The 19379-nt window shown below is 65.1% G+C and carries 14 protein-coding genes; 1 reads left to right on the top strand and 13 read right to left on the bottom strand.

Features of this window, described 5'->3' with window-relative positions; translation table 11 throughout:
- Positions 1-101: 101 nt before the first annotated feature.
- On the top strand, positions 102-3332 hold the full coding sequence (locus tag RQX22_RS14080; protein WP_315727185.1) for an EAL domain-containing protein: 3231 nt from the start codon (positions 102-104) through the stop codon (positions 3330-3332).
- A 15-nt stretch (positions 3333-3347) separates the two neighbouring features.
- On the opposite strand, the gene RQX22_RS14075 is transcribed toward RQX22_RS14080, so the two are convergent.
- The 13 genes from RQX22_RS14075 to RQX22_RS14015 form a co-directional block, all read right to left on the bottom strand.
- The gene (locus RQX22_RS14075; protein WP_315727184.1) at positions 3348-3533 is read right to left on the bottom strand and encodes a hypothetical protein; all 186 of its coding nucleotides are present in this window, start codon (positions 3531-3533) and stop codon (positions 3348-3350) included.
- 100 nt (positions 3534-3633) lie between these two features.
- On the bottom strand, positions 3634-4395 hold the full coding sequence (locus RQX22_RS14070) for a Crp/Fnr family transcriptional regulator (protein ID WP_315727183.1): 762 nt from the start codon (positions 4393-4395) through the stop codon (positions 3634-3636).
- A gap of 253 nt (positions 4396-4648) precedes the next feature.
- Positions 4649-4939, bottom strand: coding sequence for a plasmid stabilization protein (locus tag RQX22_RS14065; protein ID WP_315727182.1), 291 nt, complete (start codon positions 4937-4939; stop codon positions 4649-4651).
- On the bottom strand, positions 4926-5102 hold the full coding sequence (locus RQX22_RS14060; RefSeq protein ID WP_315727181.1) for a hypothetical protein: 177 nt from the start codon (positions 5100-5102) through the stop codon (positions 4926-4928). Before RQX22_RS14060 ends, RQX22_RS14065 begins: the two co-directional genes overlap by 14 nt.
- Positions 5103-5214: 112 nt before the next feature.
- A complete protein-coding gene (locus tag RQX22_RS14055) occupies positions 5215-5754 on the bottom strand; it encodes a DinB family protein (protein ID WP_315727180.1) in 540 nt (179 codons plus the stop codon).
- Between the two features lie 25 nt (positions 5755-5779).
- Positions 5780-7603, bottom strand: a complete 1824-nt coding sequence (locus RQX22_RS14050) for a CocE/NonD family hydrolase (RefSeq protein WP_315727179.1) — start codon at positions 7601-7603, stop codon at positions 5780-5782.
- 128 nt (positions 7604-7731) lie between these two features.
- Positions 7732-9399 (bottom strand): MOSC domain-containing protein, encoded by a 1668-nt coding sequence (locus RQX22_RS14045; RefSeq protein WP_315727328.1) that lies wholly within the window; start codon positions 9397-9399, stop codon positions 7732-7734.
- 83 nt (positions 9400-9482) lie between these two features.
- On the bottom strand, positions 9483-10580 hold the full coding sequence (locus RQX22_RS14040; RefSeq protein ID WP_315727178.1) for a DUF917 domain-containing protein: 1098 nt from the start codon (positions 10578-10580) through the stop codon (positions 9483-9485).
- 20 nt (positions 10581-10600) lie between these two features.
- Positions 10601-12166 (bottom strand): hydantoinase/oxoprolinase family protein, encoded by a 1566-nt coding sequence (locus RQX22_RS14035; protein ID WP_315727177.1) that lies wholly within the window; start codon positions 12164-12166, stop codon positions 10601-10603.
- Between the two features lie 2 nt (positions 12167-12168).
- Positions 12169-14301 (bottom strand): TonB-dependent receptor, encoded by a 2133-nt coding sequence (locus RQX22_RS14030; protein WP_315727176.1) that lies wholly within the window; start codon positions 14299-14301, stop codon positions 12169-12171.
- Positions 14302-14464: 163 nt separating this feature from the next.
- A complete protein-coding gene (locus RQX22_RS14025) occupies positions 14465-16909 on the bottom strand; it encodes a LuxR C-terminal-related transcriptional regulator (RefSeq protein ID WP_315727175.1) in 2445 nt (814 codons plus the stop codon).
- A 176-nt stretch (positions 16910-17085) separates the two neighbouring features.
- Complete coding sequence (locus RQX22_RS14020) at positions 17086-17763, bottom strand: transposase (RefSeq protein ID WP_315727174.1); 678 nt, start codon at positions 17761-17763, stop codon at positions 17086-17088.
- Between the two features lie 255 nt (positions 17764-18018).
- Positions 18019-19374, bottom strand: a complete 1356-nt coding sequence (locus RQX22_RS14015) for an MFS transporter (protein WP_315727173.1) — start codon at positions 19372-19374, stop codon at positions 18019-18021.
- Positions 19375-19379 lie beyond the last annotated feature (5 nt).

Genomic DNA, 19379 nt, shown 5'->3' with positions numbered 1-19379 from the left:
GGGGCAACACCCCCGACGATGCTTACCGTCCCGCTAACCCTGTACCTTAGGCCGAATGGAAATGTCCGCTGTCACGGAGGTCGGGAGAATGGCGGATCGAGGTGAATGTGGCTGCGGGGAAATGGGGGCGTGGGGGCAAGGCGGCGGAATCCGATGCGTCGGCCGGCGACTTCCTGAGCCGCGTGCCCGCCATGCTCGGGCGGCGGAGCCCGAGCGGAAACGCCTCGCAGGATCTTGCCGAGACCCTGTTGCTCGTCCGCAATTTCGAGGAATCCCGGCAGGGCTGGTTCTGGTCGACCGACCGGGACGGGAAGCTCACCTACCTCAGCGACACCGTCCGCGAATTCCTGCGGAACGGACAGGAGGCGCTGATCGGCGCGGACTTCGCCGACCTGTTCGAGGTGATGAAGGACGGATCCGATACGGGCCGCACCCTGCCCTTCGTCCTGCTCAAGCGCACCCGGTTCGAAAAGCTCGCGCTTCGCGCCGCCGGCTCGCTGGAGGAACGCTGGTGGTCGGTCTCCGGCTGTCCGCAATATGATCAGACAGGCGAATTTTCCGGCTTCCGGGGCAGCGCCATCGACATCACCGAACAGCTCAAATCTTCCGAATATGCGTCGCAGCTCGCCAAATATGACAGCCTGACCGGCCTTTCGAACAGGCGCCGCATGGCCGAGGTGCTGGAAGCCAATCTCGCCGCCAGCAACCATCACGGCCGGCCCTGCGCGATCCTGATGATCGATCTCGACCGCTTCAAGCAGGTCAACGACACCCTCGGCCATCCGGCCGGCGACGCCTTGCTCAACCAGGTCGCCGAGCGGCTGCTGCGGATCATCGGCGACAGGGAGAATGTGTCGCGGCTCGGCGGCGACGAATTCCAGATCATCGTCGCCGATTGCGAGGACCGCAAGCGGCTGGGAGAAATCGCCACCCGGATCATCGCCAGCCTCGCCCAGCCTTATTCCGTGGCCGGCAGCCGCTGCGTGATCGGCGCCTCGATCGGCATCGCGATCGCCCCGGCGGACGGCCGCACCCGCGACGAGCTGATCCGCAATGCCGATCTCGCGCTCTACGCCTCCAAGGCCGGCGGGCGCGGCCGCTTCAGCTTCTTTTCGAGCCAGCTCCTGCGCGTCGCCGAGGATAAGAGGCTGCTGGAGGAGGATCTGCGCGACGCGCTCGCGCGGGACGAGATCGAGCTCGCCTACCAGCCGATCGTCGACGCCAGGACCAATCGCGCCACCGGTGTGGAAGCTTTGATCCGGTGGAACCATCCGGTGCGCGGCCCGATCTCGCCGACCATCTTCGTGCCGATCGCGGAGGAAGCCGATCTGATCCGCCCGCTGGGCGAATGGGTGCTTCGCAAGGCCTGCCAGGATGCGGCCTCCTGGCCCGGCAAGCTGCGCGTCGCCGTCAACGTATCGCCGGTCCAGTTCACCCACGATTCGCTGCCCAAGATCGTCCTGTCCGCGCTGGCGGCGTCGGGCCTGGCGCCGGAGCGGCTGGAGCTGGAAATCACCGAAGGCGTGTTCCTGGACGATTGCCCGCAGACCGATGCGATGTTCTCCACCCTGAAGCAGATCGGCGTGCGGCTGGCGCTCGACGATTTCGGCACCGGCTATTCGTCCCTCGGCTATTTGAAGAAGGCTCCGTTCGACAAGATCAAGATCGACCAGAGCTTCGTCCGCGCGGCCACCCTGCCCGGATCCCGCAACCGGGCGATCATCGCCGCCATCGTCGCGCTCGCCGACGCGCTCGAAATGGAAACCACGGCCGAGGGCATCGAATCCCTCGATCAGCTGCAGCTCGTCCGCAACCTGGGCGCCACCCACGTCCAGGGCTATGTCTATAGCGAGGCGGTCCGCAGCGAAGTCCTGAGCCGCAAGATCGAAAATGGCGAATGGATATTGCCGCCGTCCGGCCCGACCCGGCAGCGCAGCGACCGGCAGGCCATGTTCCGCAAGGCCAGCGCCATTTCCGCAAGCGGCCACCAGCCGATCCTGATCCGCAACATCTCCGAATCCGGGGCGCTGGTCGAAGGGCTCGACGAGATTCCGGTCGGCGATCTGCTGGCGATCAATTTCGGCAATGGCGAGCTCGCCTTCGGGCGCGTCAGGCGGTCGAGCGGCCAGCGCCACGGCATTTCCTTCCACGAACCGCTGATGCTGGACGGCGACAATAGCCTGCGCACCGGCAACCGCTTTTCGGCTTATGCCCTCGCCAAAGCGGGCCTGCCGACGGATACGCAGCTCGACATGTTCCGAACCGGCGAGGGCGCGCTGCCGATCACGCCGGAGGAACTGGCGGCCAGGCTGGGCCTGGAAATCGGCGCCTGTGCCGCCGCGCCCGCCAATGAAGACGGGCCGATGGAGCAAAGGGCAGCGGCGACGGACCGCCGCAACGAGGCCCGGCCGCCGACGCTGCGCGAGCTTTCGATACGCTATCTCGACCAGCTCAAGGACGATCGCCCAAGGCAGGAGATAGACGACCGCCATCTGCGCCAGCATATCCTGCCCCGCTTCGGCCATCTCCGCCGCGACCAGATCGCCGACCAGGACGTGGACGGATGGCTCACCGCCAAGGCGAATGACGAAAACTGTCCGCCCGAGATCGTGGCGCGGCTGCAGGCGATACTGGATCATCTGGGCATGTCCGCGCAGGATGCGGAAGACGATGCGGCGGAGGCCGAGGGGCGCCCGTCGCAGGCCGCGCTGAAATCGGCTTATGCCCATGTCGCGACGCTTACGGATCGGGAGGCCGCGCGGCTGATCGATGCGATCAAGGCGAGCCACAATCGCCAGCTCAGGTATATCGTGGCCCTGCTGGTCCTGACCGGCGCCCGGCAACGCGACCTGCTGCAGGCGCAATGGAGCGACCTGGACCTCGATCTCGGCATCTGGACCCTGCCGCCGTCGCGATCGGGGCAGATCCGCGAGATCAAAGTGCCGGAAGCGGCCATCGCCTCGATCCGCGACATGCCCCGTAGCGAAGGCGCGCTCCATCTGTTCGTCAACGCGAAGACGCAGCAGCCCTATCGTTCGCTGACGCGCAGTTGGGAAACGATCCGCTGCAAGGCCGGCCTGCCGGACCTCGAAATTGACGATCTGCGCCTCTGCATCGGAGACGGCGCTGCATGGGCGGGTGATCTGCTCAAGGCCGAGGAGGGTATCGAAGCGGGCGCTTCGCCGGGCTGCCCGGCTGCCGCATCCTCGGATCATGACGTGGAACCTGACGTCGCCGACCCTGCCGAAGCATGGGGAATGGCGGAGGTCGGCTTTCAGCCCCTCAACGGGCTATCGGATATCGGCATGAACGATGCGGCAATGAAGACTTAGCGCAAGCGGAAGGCATCACGTCCCGACGAGCATTTCCTGGACATCGGCGGAGACGCCCGCTCCCGCGGCGATGCGTTGCATGTGCAACGAAGCGAGCCTGAAATGAGACTCGGCGGCACAGCGATGATCGGCGCGATAGCCCAGGTCCATCTCTTCCCGAGCGCGCCTCTGATGATAGATATTTTCGTCGTTGCTGCTCATGGCCTTTCTCCGCCACCATCAATAATGGGTGTGGGAAAGCCGGCCATTACATAGTTAATGAATCGCCGAAAAAAAATGGCGGAACGCCAGGGTCCGGATCCTAGATCGCACGGGCGGCAGGCATGGCGGCGTCGATCTGGTTGAGATGAAGATAGGTCTCGTTGAAGCCGGCGACCCGTCGCAGCCTTTCCCAGTTCGGGATCGCCACGTGCCGCCGCGTCCGCTGGATAAGCCCTTCTTCGGCGAGACGCTTCAGCACGCGATTGACATGGACCGAGATGAGGCCGGTGGCGTCGGCGAGCTGTTCCTGGGTCATCGGCAGTTCGTAGCCGTAGCTTTCCGTCAGGCCGGCAATTTCGAGCCGGCGGGAGAACTCGCAAAGCAGGTGGGCGATGCGCGAACGGGCATCGCGCCGGCCGACATTGGCGACCCATTCCCGGAAGATGGAGGAATCGATCAAGGTATCGATCCACATCGCCATGCCGAGCTTGGGATGGTCGAGGATCAGTTCGCGGACGGCCGAACGCGGAATGAACGCCATTTCGCCGCGGGTCAGCGTTTGCAGATTGTGATCGGCGACGGTCAGGAGCGACCCGTCCAGATCCAGGAAATCGCCCGGGATATGCAGGCTGACGATCTGCCGCGCACCTTCCACGGTGACCTTGTGACGGACGGCGAACCCGGAAACGATCATGCAGGATCGGTCCGGGCGATCGCCTTCCCTGAGGATATAGACATTCGCTTCGATCATCTGGACGCGGCAAGGCAGTGCAAGAAATGCCTGACGGTCCGATTCGTCGAGCGGGGCGCGCAATTCGAACTTGCGCAGCATCGGTTCCAGAACATTTTGGGAAGTGGTCATTGTCGCTCTCCGCAAAGGGGCGGGAGCGCATAGGATCTCTCAGCCGCTGGAGCCCGAAGTGTAACCTCCAGCGATGGACGCACCTTAACATAGCGCGACGGAACAACATTAACCTATGTTCCGGCAGGTCGTCCAAAGGGTGAATGCCGGGTGGCGGAGCCTGCCGCTCGAGGGAGAAAATCCTGCCCTGAACATCCCAAAAAGAATATGATCGGTGGAAGCGCGAAGCGCCTCCACCTCGAACTGTCAAGCTCTAGCCGTTGCCGTTGCGGCGACGGGTTTCCCAGCCCTTCCTGGCCGCAGCCGAGCGGCTGGACGCCGTCGCGCCGCCTTTGCGGCCACCCTTGCGCGCGCTTTCGTGGCTGTCTTTCTTCCCGCGTCCCGAACCGGATTTGTTGCCGCCTCCCGATTCCTTGTTCACGGTCGCATAAGCGCGCGACTTGGCCTCTTTCCTGGAAACCCCGCGATCTTCATAGCCTTCGGCGATATGCTCCGCCTTGCGCTTCTGCTTGTCGGTATATTTGTCTTTGTCACCCTGGGGCATGATCGGTCTCCCCACTTTCGGCTACGCTGTTGAACGTGCGGTCGAAATAGAAGCCGGCGAGCAGGAAGTGGGCCTTTGCCGCCTCCGGATGCGCCGCCGATCGTCCTGCCTGCAATTCCGTCTCCGCGCGATCGCGAAAATAAGAACGGGCATCGTCCTTCATTCATGCCTCCCAGCGATGGAAATCGCCGACCAAACGTGCGCCCGAGGTCGGGAGTTCCTGCTGCAACAGGCTGAAATAATTTAGATTAATGAGAATTTCCCGGGCGCAGGCCTCAAGATGGACGCGGCGATCGATGCGTCGCATGGAGAAATCGCATCACGCCGATCTCCGCCGCATTCTTCATCAATTCCACATTGAGCCAGGCGGCGATCCTTTCGAGCGAGGCATTGGGGATCGTCCAGCTTTCCGCGCGGCTTTCCTGAAGACCAGCCTCGTCGCATCGCTCGAGCAGCGCCCGCCAGCGCTCGTGCAGCGACCGGACGGACGAGCGGATCAGATCGGCATCGCGCGGCCAGGTCACGGCCTGCGGCGCGAGCGGCGTCTCGCCTTGCTGGCCCCGGAAGGCGTTGGTCCACCAGAAACAGATATGCCAGGTCGTCCAGGCGATCGAAGGCGGGCCGATGTCATAGCCTTCCGTCTCCGGCCAGTCCGGACGCCATGCGCCGTCGTCCTGGCGGCGGACATGGAGGCAAGGAGAGGCGGGCTCCCAGAGACATTCCCCGTCCGTCACCCCTTCGAGATGATAGCAGGCCAAGGACCAGGCGACGTCGAACTGCTCCACCAGCAAGAGACGGGTCCGGCTTTCGATCATGTTCGCAACAGCCCTGCCCCGCGGCTCAAGGGTGGCCGAACGGAATGTAGAGCGCACTGGGATGCGCGCGATCGTGGAACAGGCTCACCTTCACCGCCCGCGCATCGGCCATCGTCTCGTCGGCGACCGTCTTGCCGCTGTTGAAATTCTTCTCGACGAACATCGAATTGATCGGGCCGACCACCAGCCGCAGCCGGCTGCCCTTGGCGATCTGCCGCGACACGAAGGTGAAGCGATCGAAATCATAGAGCAAGGGTTTGGTGGTCGTGACCAAACGGGCTTCGCGCAGGCTTTCCCGATAGCGCGCCCGAATGACCTGGCTGCTGAGCTGGATGCTGTTGCCGGCGCCATCGATCTCATAGACCGTCGCCTGGATGTCGGTGTCCGGCTGGTCGATGGCGATCCAGGCTTTCAGCTTGAAGAAGCCGCTAATCTCGGTCGGCCGGTCGAACGGCGCGCTGTGATAAACCAATTGCCTGCCATCCTTGGCGAGGACCAGGCGCTGGTCGTTGAGCATGGTCGGATCGACCTCGGATTCCAGCGCGGCAAGCGAGACGTCGCGCGGGTCATAGACGTAGGAATCGGGCTTGCCCTTGCCGGGGTCCGCCGCCGCGAGCGACCCGGACGCCATCACCTTGTCGGCATTGGCCGCGGAATCGAGGAAGTAGGCCGTCTCGCGTGCGGTCACCGCCGCCAGGCTATCGGCATGACGCCATGTGTCTGCGCCCATCACATAATAAGCGACCGGCTTCTTCAGGAAATCGGGCTTGGGCCCGTTCGCCATCGTCCATCGATACCAGTCGAGATGAAGCCTGTTCATGTCTATGAGGCTGGCCGGACCCATTTTGAGGCCGCCAAATTCGGCGCGCGGCGTGCGCGTGCCGGCATGATCCCAGGGGCCGATGATCAGGAAGTGGCGCGCCTTCTGCTCCGGCGTCGCCGCCTTCATATGTTCGTCATACCATTTGAGCGCGCCCGGCTGGTCGCCGTCATAGCTGCCGGTGATGGACAGGATCGGTATGTCGAGCGCGGCGAGCTGCTCGGGCGTCGCATTATAGCTGTCCCAATATTCGTCGACCATCGGGTGATCGAGCCATTCCTTCAGGACCGCCTGGTCGCCGCCGAGACTTTGCCCGAGGCTGCGGAACGACAGGCCTTTTTCGAATCGGTCGCGCAGCATCGCATTCCAGAAGCCGCTGTCGAAAGCGAGATTGGGCTGCAGCGCCTTGCCGCCGGTGAACATCATCCACTGGAAGACATAAGGCATGGTGACATTGTTCTGGAACGGAAAGTCGACGCCCGCCCAGGGCGAAGCGACCGGGACGATCGTCGCAAGGCCTGCCGGCCGCCGCACCGCCGTCGCCCATTGATCATGGCCGGCATAGGAGCCGCCCCACATCGACACCTTGCCGTTGCATTCCGGCTGCCTGGCCAGCCATTCGGCCACGTCACGGCCATCGTCGCCCTCCGCGATCAGCGGCCGGAACTGCCCCTCGCTATTGCCGCGGCCGCGGACGTCGACGGTCAGGAACGGCACGCCGTGCGCGGCGAAATAGATGCCGCGCTCATGATAGGATTCGGAAATATAAGGCGTCAGGGTGAAGACGCAGAAATCCGGTTTGGCCTCGGCCTTCGGCCTGTAGACGGTCGCGTTCAGCCTGGTGCCGTCGCGCATCGGAATCTGGACGCCCCATTCCAGCCGCACCTTTGCGCCATCCGACTGGTCGGGCTGCGCTGATGCCGGTGCGGCGGCGACCAAGCCGAACAGCGCCGCCCATGCCAATGCCATCTTCGCCATATTACCTCCCCTGTCGCGCAGAGCCGTCCGCGCCGCGATGCTTTCAACCATAGGAGGCTAAAGTTGCGAGGAACAGCCGCTGTTACGCAACCGAAAGTGGATGAGCGGACATGGTCTCGCCTCCCTTGTGCGGCGTGACGGGATGCGTGGCCAGCCGGGTACTGACCGTCCGGCGAATCTCAAGCCTCGATCTCGACCTTCGCCGAAAGCGGCTGGGCGCAACAGAGCAGGACGCGGCCCCTCTCCGGCAGCGCGGCGGGTGGCGTGACATAGCCGACCTCTCCGCTTCGCAGGCCGACTTCGCACGTCCCGCACAGGCCCATGCGGCATCCGCTCTCGACATCGATCCCACAGGCCTCCGCCACCTCGAGCAATGTGGCATCGTCGTCTTTCAGCCAGACAGTCGCCCGGTTCGATCCGACGAAGCTGATGTCCGACCGCTCCGGCGTGTCCAGCGCCGCGCCCGCCGCACCGGCGGGGTTGAAGCTTTCCGACCTGATCAAGGCGGGATTGACCCCGCCGGCGCCCAACGCATCGCGAACGACCTGTTCGAAGGCCGGCGGTCCGCACAGATAGAAGTCGGCATTGTCGCCGGTCAGCTCGAGGGCGCGGCCGAACGGGGCGAGCCGGTAGCTTTCCTGCAGCATCGCGGCGACCGCCTCTGCGGTGACGCGCCCGGCGAAATCATAATCCACGCCGAGCACATCGTCCGGTTCGGGCCTGGAGTAGAAAATCCGCCGGACCGCGCCGGGCAGCTTGTCCAGGAGCGCGTCGACTTCCTCGCGAAAGGCGTGGGTGCGCCCGGAATGCGTGCAGTGGATCCAGAGCAGCGGCGGCGCCTCCGCGCCCCGTTCGGCATGGGCTTTCAGCATGGCAAGCATCGGCGTGACGCCGATCCCGGCGCTGATCATGACGGTCCGGAGAAAGCCGCCCCTGTCCAGGACGAAACGACCCGCCGGCGGGCGCACCTCGACCTCCGCACCGACCGGAAGCTTTTCATGCAGCCAGGCCGAAGCGCGGCCACCCGGCGCCTGCTTCACCGACAAACGATAATGACCGGCCTGCTGGTCATAATCGGACAGGCTCCAGGTCCGGACATGGCCGCCGGCTTCGTCCGGAAGGCGGACGGTCAGGAACTGCCCGGCCCGATAGCCGCCGATCGGGCCGCCGTCCGCCGGCCGGAGCCGGAAGGATTTGATCCCCTCCGCCTCGACCCGGACATCGTCGACCATGAAGCGCCGCCATCCCTGCCAGCGGCCGCGCGCCATCAATAGCCCGTCGGTGAGCGCGTTGATGCGCTTTCGGATCATGCCGGACGCCTGGCCGCCAAGCCCGGGCGTGGACAGGACGCGGCCCAGCACGTCGACATCGGTGATGGTGGGATCGTGGAGAAGTTTCGACAGAGCGAGGACGGTGATGGCCTCCGCCGCTTCATGCTCCCGCACGATCGCATCGCCGGGTCCGATCGAGCCCGGCTCGATCACCCGGAAATAGACGCCCATCAACCCGCTGGCGATCAGTTGCCCGAGAAACTGCTCCGGCTGGCCCAGCCGCCAGCTGAGCTTGAAGCAGGGGATGCGCGGCGACGTGACCTCCAGCAAGGCCTCGCCGATCCTGAAGCGGTCGCCGACATGGAGATTCTCCTCCCGCAACGATCCCCGCAACATGAGATTCTCGCCCCAATGGCAATCCGCCCAGGCGCCGCGATCGACGTTCAGCGCCGCGGCCCAATGATCATAATGTTCGGCGAAGAAGGCATAGACCTGTTCGGTATGGACGGCGGTCTCATTGCCTTCCGGCCCGCTTTTGCCGAAGCGGACCGGCCCATCGGCGGCGTCGCGGACGATCGCGGTAAAGACCTTGCGGCCATATATGTCCTGCCACCGCGGGCGGGCGGTGCTGACGGCGACGACTGTTCCGGACCCCTGGGTCAGGCGACAAGCTCCTCGAGCGACACGAAATCCTCGTCGATGCCGAAGGCGCGCGGGCCGATCACTTCAAGGCTGTTCGGGAGGCGCAGCATCGCGTCCGCGGCATAGCCCAGCACCTTCACCCGTTGTCCATAGCTCAGCATCTCCCCGGTCATCGGCTCGCCGGTCTCCCGATCGAGGATGGTGATGAGATCCGGGACGATGGCGGCGGTCCGGCCATTGTGCCGGGCGACGGTGAACTCGTTCTGGATGTCGACCGTGAATTCGTCCCCGGCATCGGTCAGGCTGCGCATCGTGGCGCGGCCCCAATGCCAGCCGTCGCGCGTCTCATGGGTCACATCGACGATCTTGCCGTCGAACAGGATCGCCGCCTTCCGGCCGTCGCGTTCCTCCAGGACCTGGATGAGGCTGGCGAATATGTCCCGCGACTGTTCGCGCGCCGTGCGGATCGCCCGGCCGATGTCCAGGGTCTGCGTCAAGGTGCGCTGCACGGCGATCTCCTTCGCCTGCCGGCCGCTCATCGGATAGAAAGCGCCGAGCGCCATCGCCCCCATCGCCCCGGTCACGACCCGGCACAATTCCTCCGCCGTCTTGTCGTCGACCGCCTGGACGATCACTTCGTTGCCGCTATCGTCCATCAGGATCGCGGGCGTGGCCTTGCAGCCATTGATGCTGAACGTCGTCATTTCGAGATGGGGCACCGCACGGCCGATGCCGTCGGCGTCGAGCACCGGCAGCCCGGTAATCGCCGACAGCGCCAGCGGGAACATCGAATTGGCGCCGCCGATCTCGGCGCTGATCAGCGCGTCGACGCGCCGGCCGAAATGTTCCTCGGCGCGGGCGAGCAGGCGCAACAATGTGCTGTCGCTGACCAGATGTTCGATGACCACGGTCGGCGCGCCCATCGCCGCGATCGACAGGACGAAGGCATCGTCGTCAATATCCTCCGATGCGACGATGCGCGGGAAATTGCCGAGCTTGATCTGCGCGCGGACGAACAATTCGCCGACATAGGGGTCGCCGCCGCCGCCGGTGCCGAGGAGCACGGCGCCGCGCGCCATGTCCTGAATGTCGATAATGGAATCTACCAGGAACATGATGTCTCGCCCTTCTCCGCTCAGGAGATGCCTGCCAGCGGGCCGACCGCCCGCACCCTGATCTGCGTACCGCCCGATTGCATATGGGTCATCGGCAGTTCGATGATTTCGACGATGTCGGTCTCGCCCGGCACGGCGCCGGCTTCGACCGCCGCGGCCACGGCCTCGCTCTTGGCAAGGTCGATCGCGGCGTCCCGCCCCAGCGCGACGACATCGTATAATTTGTCGACCCGGCCGCTCACCAGCGCGATCGCCGCGCCGACCGCATTGGCGACCTCGGCATGGTCGGGCCGCAGCACCTGCGAAGTGCCCCGGATCTCGCGGGAAACGAGGATGCTGCCGCCGCCGACGAGCACCAGCGGCAATGGATGGTCGCTCGTCTTGATCTGGTCGATCGTCTCGGCAATCTGTTCGTGAATGTCGGCCAGCGCCGCTTCGACCACGGCGTCCGGAAGGTCCGCGACCAGCGACGGATCGCCAATGTCCGCCTGGCCCGCGCGCACCGCAATGTCGCTCGCGGTCAGGGTCGCTCCGCCGAAGATGCGGGCTTCCTCGCGCAGCCGGAAGCCGACGGATTCCGGCCCGGTCCGCCAACCGTCGCCGGATTGGCGGACGAGGCTGCCGCCGCCGACGCCGATCGACATGACGTCCGGCATGCGGAAATTGGTGCGCACGCCGCCGATATAATTGGCGGCCGTGGTTTCCCGCGGAAAGCCGTTCTTGAGGAACCCGATGTCGGTGGTGGTGCCGCCGATATCGGCCACCACGGCTTCGTCGAGGCCGGTCAGGAAGGCCGCGCCGCGAATGCTGTTGGTCGGCCCCGCCGAACAGGTGAGGATCGGGAAATCGGCGGCGACCTCGGTCGAGATGAGGGTTCCGTCATTCTGGCTGATATAGATGGGCGCCAGGATGCCGAGCGACTGGAATGCCGCCTTGAGCGAGGCGATGACGTCCCGCGCCATATCGGCCAGGCTGGCATTGATGATCGCCGCATTCTCACGATCGATCAGGCCAAGGCCGCCGACCCTGGCGGACAAGGTGATGCGCGCATCGGGCACGATCTCGCGGATGATCGCCGCCGCTTTTTCCTCCAGATCGGGCCGGATCGGCGCGAACGTGGAGGTGACGGCAAAGGCGCGCAGGCCCTTCGCGCCAGCGTCGATCGCCGCCGCCCGCACTGCTTGCTCGTCGAGCGGCGCATAATCCTTGCCATGATAATGCGATCCGCCGCCGATCATGTAGATATGACCGCCGATCGTGTCGGCCAGGTCGTCCGGCCATCCGGCCAGCGGCGGCACGCCGTTCGCCTTGGGCAGGGACACCCGGACGATCGCCACCGGAGAGAGGCCGCGACGCTGCACGAAGGCGTTCACGAACTGGGTGGTGCCGATCATCACCGCGCTGACGGCGCCGCGATGATCCGGCGCCTGATCCAGGATCATGGTGACGGCATTGACGACACCGGTGCGAACGTCGGCGGTCGTGAAGCTCTTGGCGGTAGCAATGACGTCGCGGCCCTTCATCAGCACCGCATCCGTATTGGTGCCGCCGACGTCGATGCCGATCCTGCAAGCAGTCTCGCTCATGATCAGAACTTCACCTTCGCTTCGATGCCAAAGCTGCGCCGGGCCCCGGGAAATCCGATGGCGACGTCGAGACCCGAATATTTCGGCTGGAAGAATTCGCCATAATAATGGTCGTCGAACAGGTTGTTGACGAAGCCATAAATGCCGATCGCGCCAAATTCGGCGCCGAGGCGCAGATTGACGATGTCATAGGCATTCTGGACCGCCGCATTGTCGGCCGACCAATATTTCCTGCCGAAATGCTGCCATTCGATCCGGCCGAACCCTTCGACATTGCCGGACAAGGCGGTCCGGTACTGGAGCGAGCTGGTCGCCGAGAAGGGCACCGTCCGCGGCGCCTTGTTGCCGACATCCTCCGGGAACAGGCTGCGCTTGATTTCGCTGTCGAGGACGCCGATCGCGACGGCGGCATCGAGCCCCCGCGCCAGGCGGGCGATCAGCTCGAGCTCCAGTCCCTTGATGCGGACCTTGTCGATCGTGTCGATGACCTGCGACGCCGTGGCGGCATCGACATAGAAGAATTGATAATTGCGGACGTCGGTCATGAAGGCGGCGCCGTTCAGGGTGAATTTCCGGTCGGCGAATTGCGACTTGAAGCCGAGTTCGTAGTTCCTGAGCGTTTCCTGGTCGAAGCGGGTCACGGTCACGTCCGGCGCGTTGAACCCGCCGGAACGGAAGCCGGTGCTGTAGGTCGCATAGACCAGCCGATCGTCGTCGATCTTCCAGGTCGCCGTCACCTTGGGCTGCCAGTGATCGAAGCTTTCCTCTCGGGTGGAGTCGTCGGCCACATTGGTCTGCCGCCGCCGGTCATGATCGTAGCGGAGGCCGCCGGTCAGGGTCAGGCTGGGGGTGATGTCGAAATCGACCTGGGCGAAACCGGCATAAGCATCATTCTTGCCGCGCTCGCTCTTGTTGATCAGCCACAAGGCCGGGTTGTCGAACTGGCCGGGATCGCCGTCCAGATCGAAGAAGCCGCGGGTGACGAGGCTTCTTTTGGTGTGAAGATAATAGCCGCCGGCCAGCCAGCGCACCCGCTGGTTGCTCGCCGAGACCAAGCGGATTTCCTGGCTGGTGGTGGTGATGCGCTGGTTCTGGCCCTGGCCGAGCTGGAAGCCCAGCCCGAAGAAGCCGCCCGGCGAGTCGACCGGGTTGCGGAAGTCGAGATCGGCCCGGATCTTCTGCGCGAAGCGGCCGTGGCTGGTGATGCTCGTCAGGGTCGCGAAGGCCAGGTCATAGTCGATCTTCGCGGTCAGATCGGTATTGCGCCCGTCCGAAAAGCCCTTGAAGTTCATCTGCGGGTCGACGAAGTCGTTGGGATCGCCCGAAAAAATGGCGGAATAATAGTTGCTGCCGGCACGATAATCGCCATGTTCGGCGCGAAGATCGATGGTCAGCGGATCGGAAGGCCGGAACAGCAAGCGGCCGCGGACCGAGACGTCGTGATCGATGAAGTCGACCTCGTCGCCCAGGAAGTCATTGTCGATCTGCCCGTCGCGGCTTTTGTAGCTGCCCGACACACGAAACAGCAGCTTGTCGTCGACGATCGGCCCGGAAATGCCGGCGGCCGCGTTGATCGCCTGGCCGCTGGCGAAACTGCCATTGGCGAAGCCCTCGACCTCATTGCTCGGCTGCTTCGTGATGACATTGATCGCACCACCCACGGCATTGCGTCCGTACAAGGCGCCTTGCGGACCCTTCAGCACCTCGATCCGCTCGACGTCGAACAGGCTGACGCCGATCGTCTCCTGGTTGGTCTGCGGCACGCCATCGAGCACGAAGGCGATGGGCGGATCGGCATTGTTGATCTGGGTCAGCCCACGCATGGTGATGAAGCTGCTGCGATAATTGTTGCCGGTGTCGAAGGTGACGTTCGGCACCTGGGCGATGACATCGGCGGTGGATTTGATGCCGGCATCCTCGATCCGCTGCGCACTGAACGCAGTCACCTGGATCGGCACCTCCTGCAGGCGTTCGCTGCGCTGCTGGGCGGTGACGACGATGTCCATGCCGTCGTCGGCAGCGCCGTCTTCAGCGGCCGGAGGCTGGTCGGCCGCCGGCTGTGCGAGCGCCGGCGCCGCCAGCATCGTGCCGGCAAGCATTGCGACCTTCCAGACCTTGCTCTTGCTCATCATCATCCCCTCCTGGCTTCATTGTCCTGCCGCGCCCGGACCGGACGCCTGGCCTTCGAGCCTGTCCGGCCTTGTCATCGGCCGCGGCCTGCCCCTTCAAAAGGCCACAAGCGCGGCGGAAAGCCAAAGCCGGATCTTGGGAGGTTTCGAATCCTACTTAGGAGGTTTTTCAGGAAACGTCGTGTGGCAGGGCCTGATAGCGCGAGGCGGCGGCTGCCCGATCGCGGACGCCGAACTTCTTGAACAGATTCTTCAGGTGAAACCGGACGGCATGCTCGCTCATCCCCATGCGGCGGCCGATCATCTTGTCGGATCCGCCGGCCGCCAGCTCCGAAAGAACCTGTCGCTCCCGCTTCGTCAGCCGCAATTCCCGGGCTTCGCCATCGGCGGCGGATGGAAGGCTGGCGACGAAGGCGGCCATGGCCGCCGGCGGCTTCGCCCGGACCGCGGCGAGGTGCCGCGCCACCGCAGGGCCGCCGATGATCCGGAACACGGCCCGTGCCTGGCATTCGGCGGCGAGGGCAAGCGCCGACCGAAAGGCGCGCGCGCCGGCCTTGTCGTCACCCTCCCTATCGGCGACCGCGGTCAAGAGCAGCAGTGCACGAAGCTCGGCACGGCGCAGGCCGCGGCGGCGGGCAAAGCGCAAGAGGCTGTCGAGGTGGGTGCGGGCCAACGGGACATCGCCGCCGGCCAAAGCAGCATAGGATTTGGCGAGAAGGCCGAACTCCCGCTCCTGCCAGGTCGCCAGCGCATCGGGTGGATCGGGCGACACGGAGGCAAGTGCCTCGCCATGGTCCGGATGGCCGGTGCGCAGCCATTCCTCCCCGTGCAGACAGGCGGCGAGCGCGTCGAGCAAATGGGCGACACGCTCCAGGCTCTGATCCATCAGCTGGCGCTGGACATTGGCCAGGGTGGCAAGCGCCGCGCCGACGCCATGATCGAAGGCCTGCAGGCGGATCATGGGCTCGAAGGCGGCGATATAGATGTCGAACCAGGCTTCCGACCCGGGCAGGCGCCGTCCGGAACGCTGGACATGGCGTTCCGCCTCGGCCCAGCGGCCCTGCTCGAAGGCGATCTGGGCGGCGACGGCGGAAATCGCCGTTTCGGCCCCACGATCCTCGCGATAGGCGGCGCGCCAGCGCCGGCGTGCGGTGGCGACCAATGTCCGCGCCTCGGCCAATTGCCCGCGCGCCTGCGCGACGATCGCCCGGTGAACCTCGAGGAACATGAGGTTGTAGGTGATGCCGGAGGCCTGTGCGTGGCTGCGCGCCTCGACGATATCGGCCATCGCCTGATCGAGATCGCCTTGCTGGGAATGGCGCACCGCCAGCAAGGTCGGCAACATGGTCTTCCACGCCGGATCGCCCTCATAAGCACGCATCCGGCGGAAGATGGCATCGTCGTCCGGCGACGCACTCCGGCAGCCGTAGACGAGCATCGTGGCGTGAACCAAGGCGGCGTCGCGCGCGCCGTCCCGGTCCGGCGGAAGCGCGGCGACCGCCGCCTCGTACAGGCGCGCGGCCTCGCCGACCCGCCCGTCCTTCAAGAGGACGACGCAGCGCATGAGCTGTAGCCGGGGATGCCGGTCGCCAAGGCGGTCGGCGATGGCCACCACCGCGCGCAGATCGTCATAGCCGCGGGTCAGCCAGAGCCGCAGGCCGCCGACGCGCTGGACATAATCGATCAGGCGGTGCCCGGACGGATCGGCGGCGCCGATCTGCGCCGCCGTCAGAATGTCGCCTTTATCGAGCGCCCAATCGGCGATGCGCTGCTCGGAAAGCCGTCTCTGTTCCGCCGACCGATCCTGCCGGCCTTGGCCGAGCACCAGGCGCAGCAAGGCATTGAAGCGATAGACCCCTTTCTCCTCTCCATCGATCAGCAGCGGACCGAACCGCCCTTCCAGGCGCGGGATGGAAAAGCCGATCGCCTCGCCGCCGAGCCGCCTCGCCAGATCCGCATCGAAGCTGGCCGGGACACCGAGCGCCTCGATCAGGGGAAGCCAGCCATCGGGGAGGTCGGCCAATATCTCCTCGCGCACGAAATTGGCCACCAGACTGCGCCGCAGATAGAGGCCATCCTCGTCGAACGACCCTCCGGATGCCGCCCAGGAGGCGAGCAACTGGGCCGGAGCGGCCCAACCTTCGGCAAGCAGATCGACCCGGCGGATCTGTTCCGCGGTCAGCCGCCCGGTCCACAGGCTGGTCAACTGGCTGCGGCGCAGGGCGAGCGCCTGTCCGTCGAGCAGGACGGCATTGCCTGAAATGTGCCAGCGCCCGAAATGCAGGCCTTCCGCGTGACGCGCCGCAAGGATCAGCCGCGCCTGCTTCGCGCCCGCCTCGAACGCTTCGCGAAGGCCGTTGCGGGCGGCCTCGTGCAAGCGATCGGCATCATCGATGATCATGGTCGCTCCGGCGGCGGCATGGTCACGCACTGCGCTCAGAATGCTGTCGGCCTGATCCGTCGCATCCAGCCGCAGCAGGGCGATTCCCTGCGCATCGCGCTGGGCCGCGAACGCATCGATCGCCGCCGTCTTTCCAAATCCCGCCGGCGCGCAGAGCAGGATCACCGGCCGTCCGGAATGGGCACTCAGATCCAGAACGGAGTTGACCGACATGTGCCGGCTTTAGCAGCGCCGCCCGGCCACGGGAATCCGCTTCGCCCGGCGCGATCCCCGCAAAATGGGGACAGTCCCCACAAAATAGGGACAGCGCAAAATAGGGACAGGCAAAATAGCGCAAAATAGGGACAGTATATATTTAAGCGACTGCAACAAATAGGGACAGTATATGTTTAAGCGACTGGAATGCTCGCGACTTTCCTTGGCCGTCCCCGAGGCTTCGGCCCCACCTCCCGCCCGGTCTTCTGCGCAACCGCATCGAGAAACTTCGCCCTCCCCAACGGCCAGCCGCTGCGTTCCCGTCCCCGGATCGCGTCATGCTCCTCGTCGCCCAGCCCTTCGGCAAGAAAGGCCGGCCAATCGTCGACCCGCGCCAGCCCCGGCGCAGGGTCGGTCAGTCCGTCCGCGGCGAGCCCGAGATGGGCTCTCGCGCTCGACCAGCGCCATTGCTCGGGGCGCGCGACGAGGCGCGCCCGCACTGGATTGAGCTCGACATAACGAAAGCCGGCCCGCAACCAGGCTTCATCCATGGCGAAGCTGGCGAACCGGCTCTGCCACAAATGGCCGCGCCACCCTTCACGTTGATTGATGCGCCTCGTGTAACGGCGATGAGTCTCGCCGAGCGTCGCGCGAAGTCCATCCTCGTCCGCGGGAACCAGCAGGAGGTGGACGTGATTGGGCATCAGGCACCACGCCCAGATCGCGGTGCCCGACTTTTGCGCCCATTCGGCAAGCAAGTCGCAATAGAGACGATAATCCTCCTCGCCGAAGAAGGTCTGCTGGCAGCGATTGCCGCGTTGGGTGACGTGATGCGGGATGCCGGGAACGACCAAGCGAGCGGTGCGGGGCATCACAAAGGAATAGCGAGAGGATCCCAACGGCGCAATAAATATATACTGTCCCTATTAAAAGCGGGAAGATCCTTGGAAGGGCCGCCCACGATGCCAAGATCACGAGAGAGCGGACCGAGCGCTCCTTACCGCAGCTGACCATCCGGCCCGGCCCTCGAAAAACCCCGTTCGAGTCGGGTCGGCCAATGCCCTACCGCACGCTCGCAGGGCATTGGCATCGCCCATATCTTTACGGCTCTGTCGGAACGTCTGCGGTCATGGCGCCGTGACGGCCGCGGCCAAGGGGCGGCGCGCAAACATCATCAAGATTGCCGTGAGGAACCAACCCGGTAGCCCTACGATCGCAAGCGCCGTCAGCACACCGTGTGGGCTGTCCATCATTCCCGAAATGCCCCCGACAAAAACGGGCGAAAGACCTTGAGCCAAGGCGGCGACGACCCCGAGGATGACGAGCAATCGCGCGCGAAGGCCGGGCGGGCTGATAAGCTGCACCAATCCAGGCATCAACGCACCGACCGCAAGGCCGAGCGAGAATTGCACCCCGACGAGGCCATAGACCTGCCAGGCCGCGGACGCGAATGGCAGCGCCAGGGTTGGGATGGTCCCGAGCAGTGAAAAGACGATCGCCATCCGGACCGAATTGAGGATCGTCGACTGGCGCAATATCCTGCTTCCCACAGCAGGCAGCGCCATTCCGGCGATCGCAGCAACCGCCGTGACGAGTCCCATTTCGATTCCAACGGTCGCCGGCGCCACGCCGAAGATGCGCGGCAGCGCCACCGGCAACCAGATGAAACCCGCCATGAGCGGCAGACCATAAGCCGCGACCGCGCCGTAGAGGCACAGAAGCATCCGCATGTTCGCCCGTGCGAACGGAGCGATCCGATCGAGGTCAGGGCCCGGGTCCTGCGATCCGGCAGGCAGACCGGTCCTCGGCCGCATCCTGATCGTCGTCAGCAGAAGGAGGACGAGAGGCGCCGGAGCGGCGACCAGGATCAAGGCGGTCCGCCAGCTCTCCATCGCGCCGAGCGGCCCCGGAAGCTGCTGTTGATGATCTGAGAGCCAATCGAGCAGGATCCCGCCCAAGCCCAGCCCCGCCGAGGCGCCGAGGGCCGCAGCGCCCCAGAAGATAAAATTGGCATTGCCGCGGTGCCGCTCGGGAAACAGGTCCGGGATCATGGCAAAGATGATCGGCGTCAGCGCCGCCTCGCCGACGGCAATCCCGACGGTTGCCGCAAAGAGCCCGCTGAAACTGTTCTGGAATGCGGCGGCTGCCGTGGAGGCGGACCAGACCATGACGCAGGCGGCAAGCACGCGCCGCCGCCCAAAGCGATCGGCAAGCCAGCCGATCGGATAGCCGGCGACGCTTGCGAACAAGGCCAGGCCCAGGCCCTGTAGCACGCCGAGTTGAAGATCGGTCCAGCCGAATCGCAACTGCAGCGAGGGTGCGATAAGATAGATGATCTGACGATCGACATAAGCGAAGACCGTGGTGCCGATCAGCACCGCCAAGCCATACCAGGCCCAGCCTGTTCCCGGACCTCCGGCCGCGACCCGACGAGCTTCCGGACTGGCCGGCTTTACCGCATCAGCGCCGCCAGCCGCTTTCATCTCCG

It is taken from the genome of Sphingosinicella rhizophila (assembly GCF_032378825.1).
GTDB classification, from domain to species: domain Bacteria; phylum Pseudomonadota; class Alphaproteobacteria; order Sphingomonadales; family Sphingomonadaceae; genus Allosphingosinicella; species Allosphingosinicella rhizophila.
Note: the sequence above shows the minus strand (reverse complement) of the source record. Positions and strands in the feature narration are given on the sequence as shown.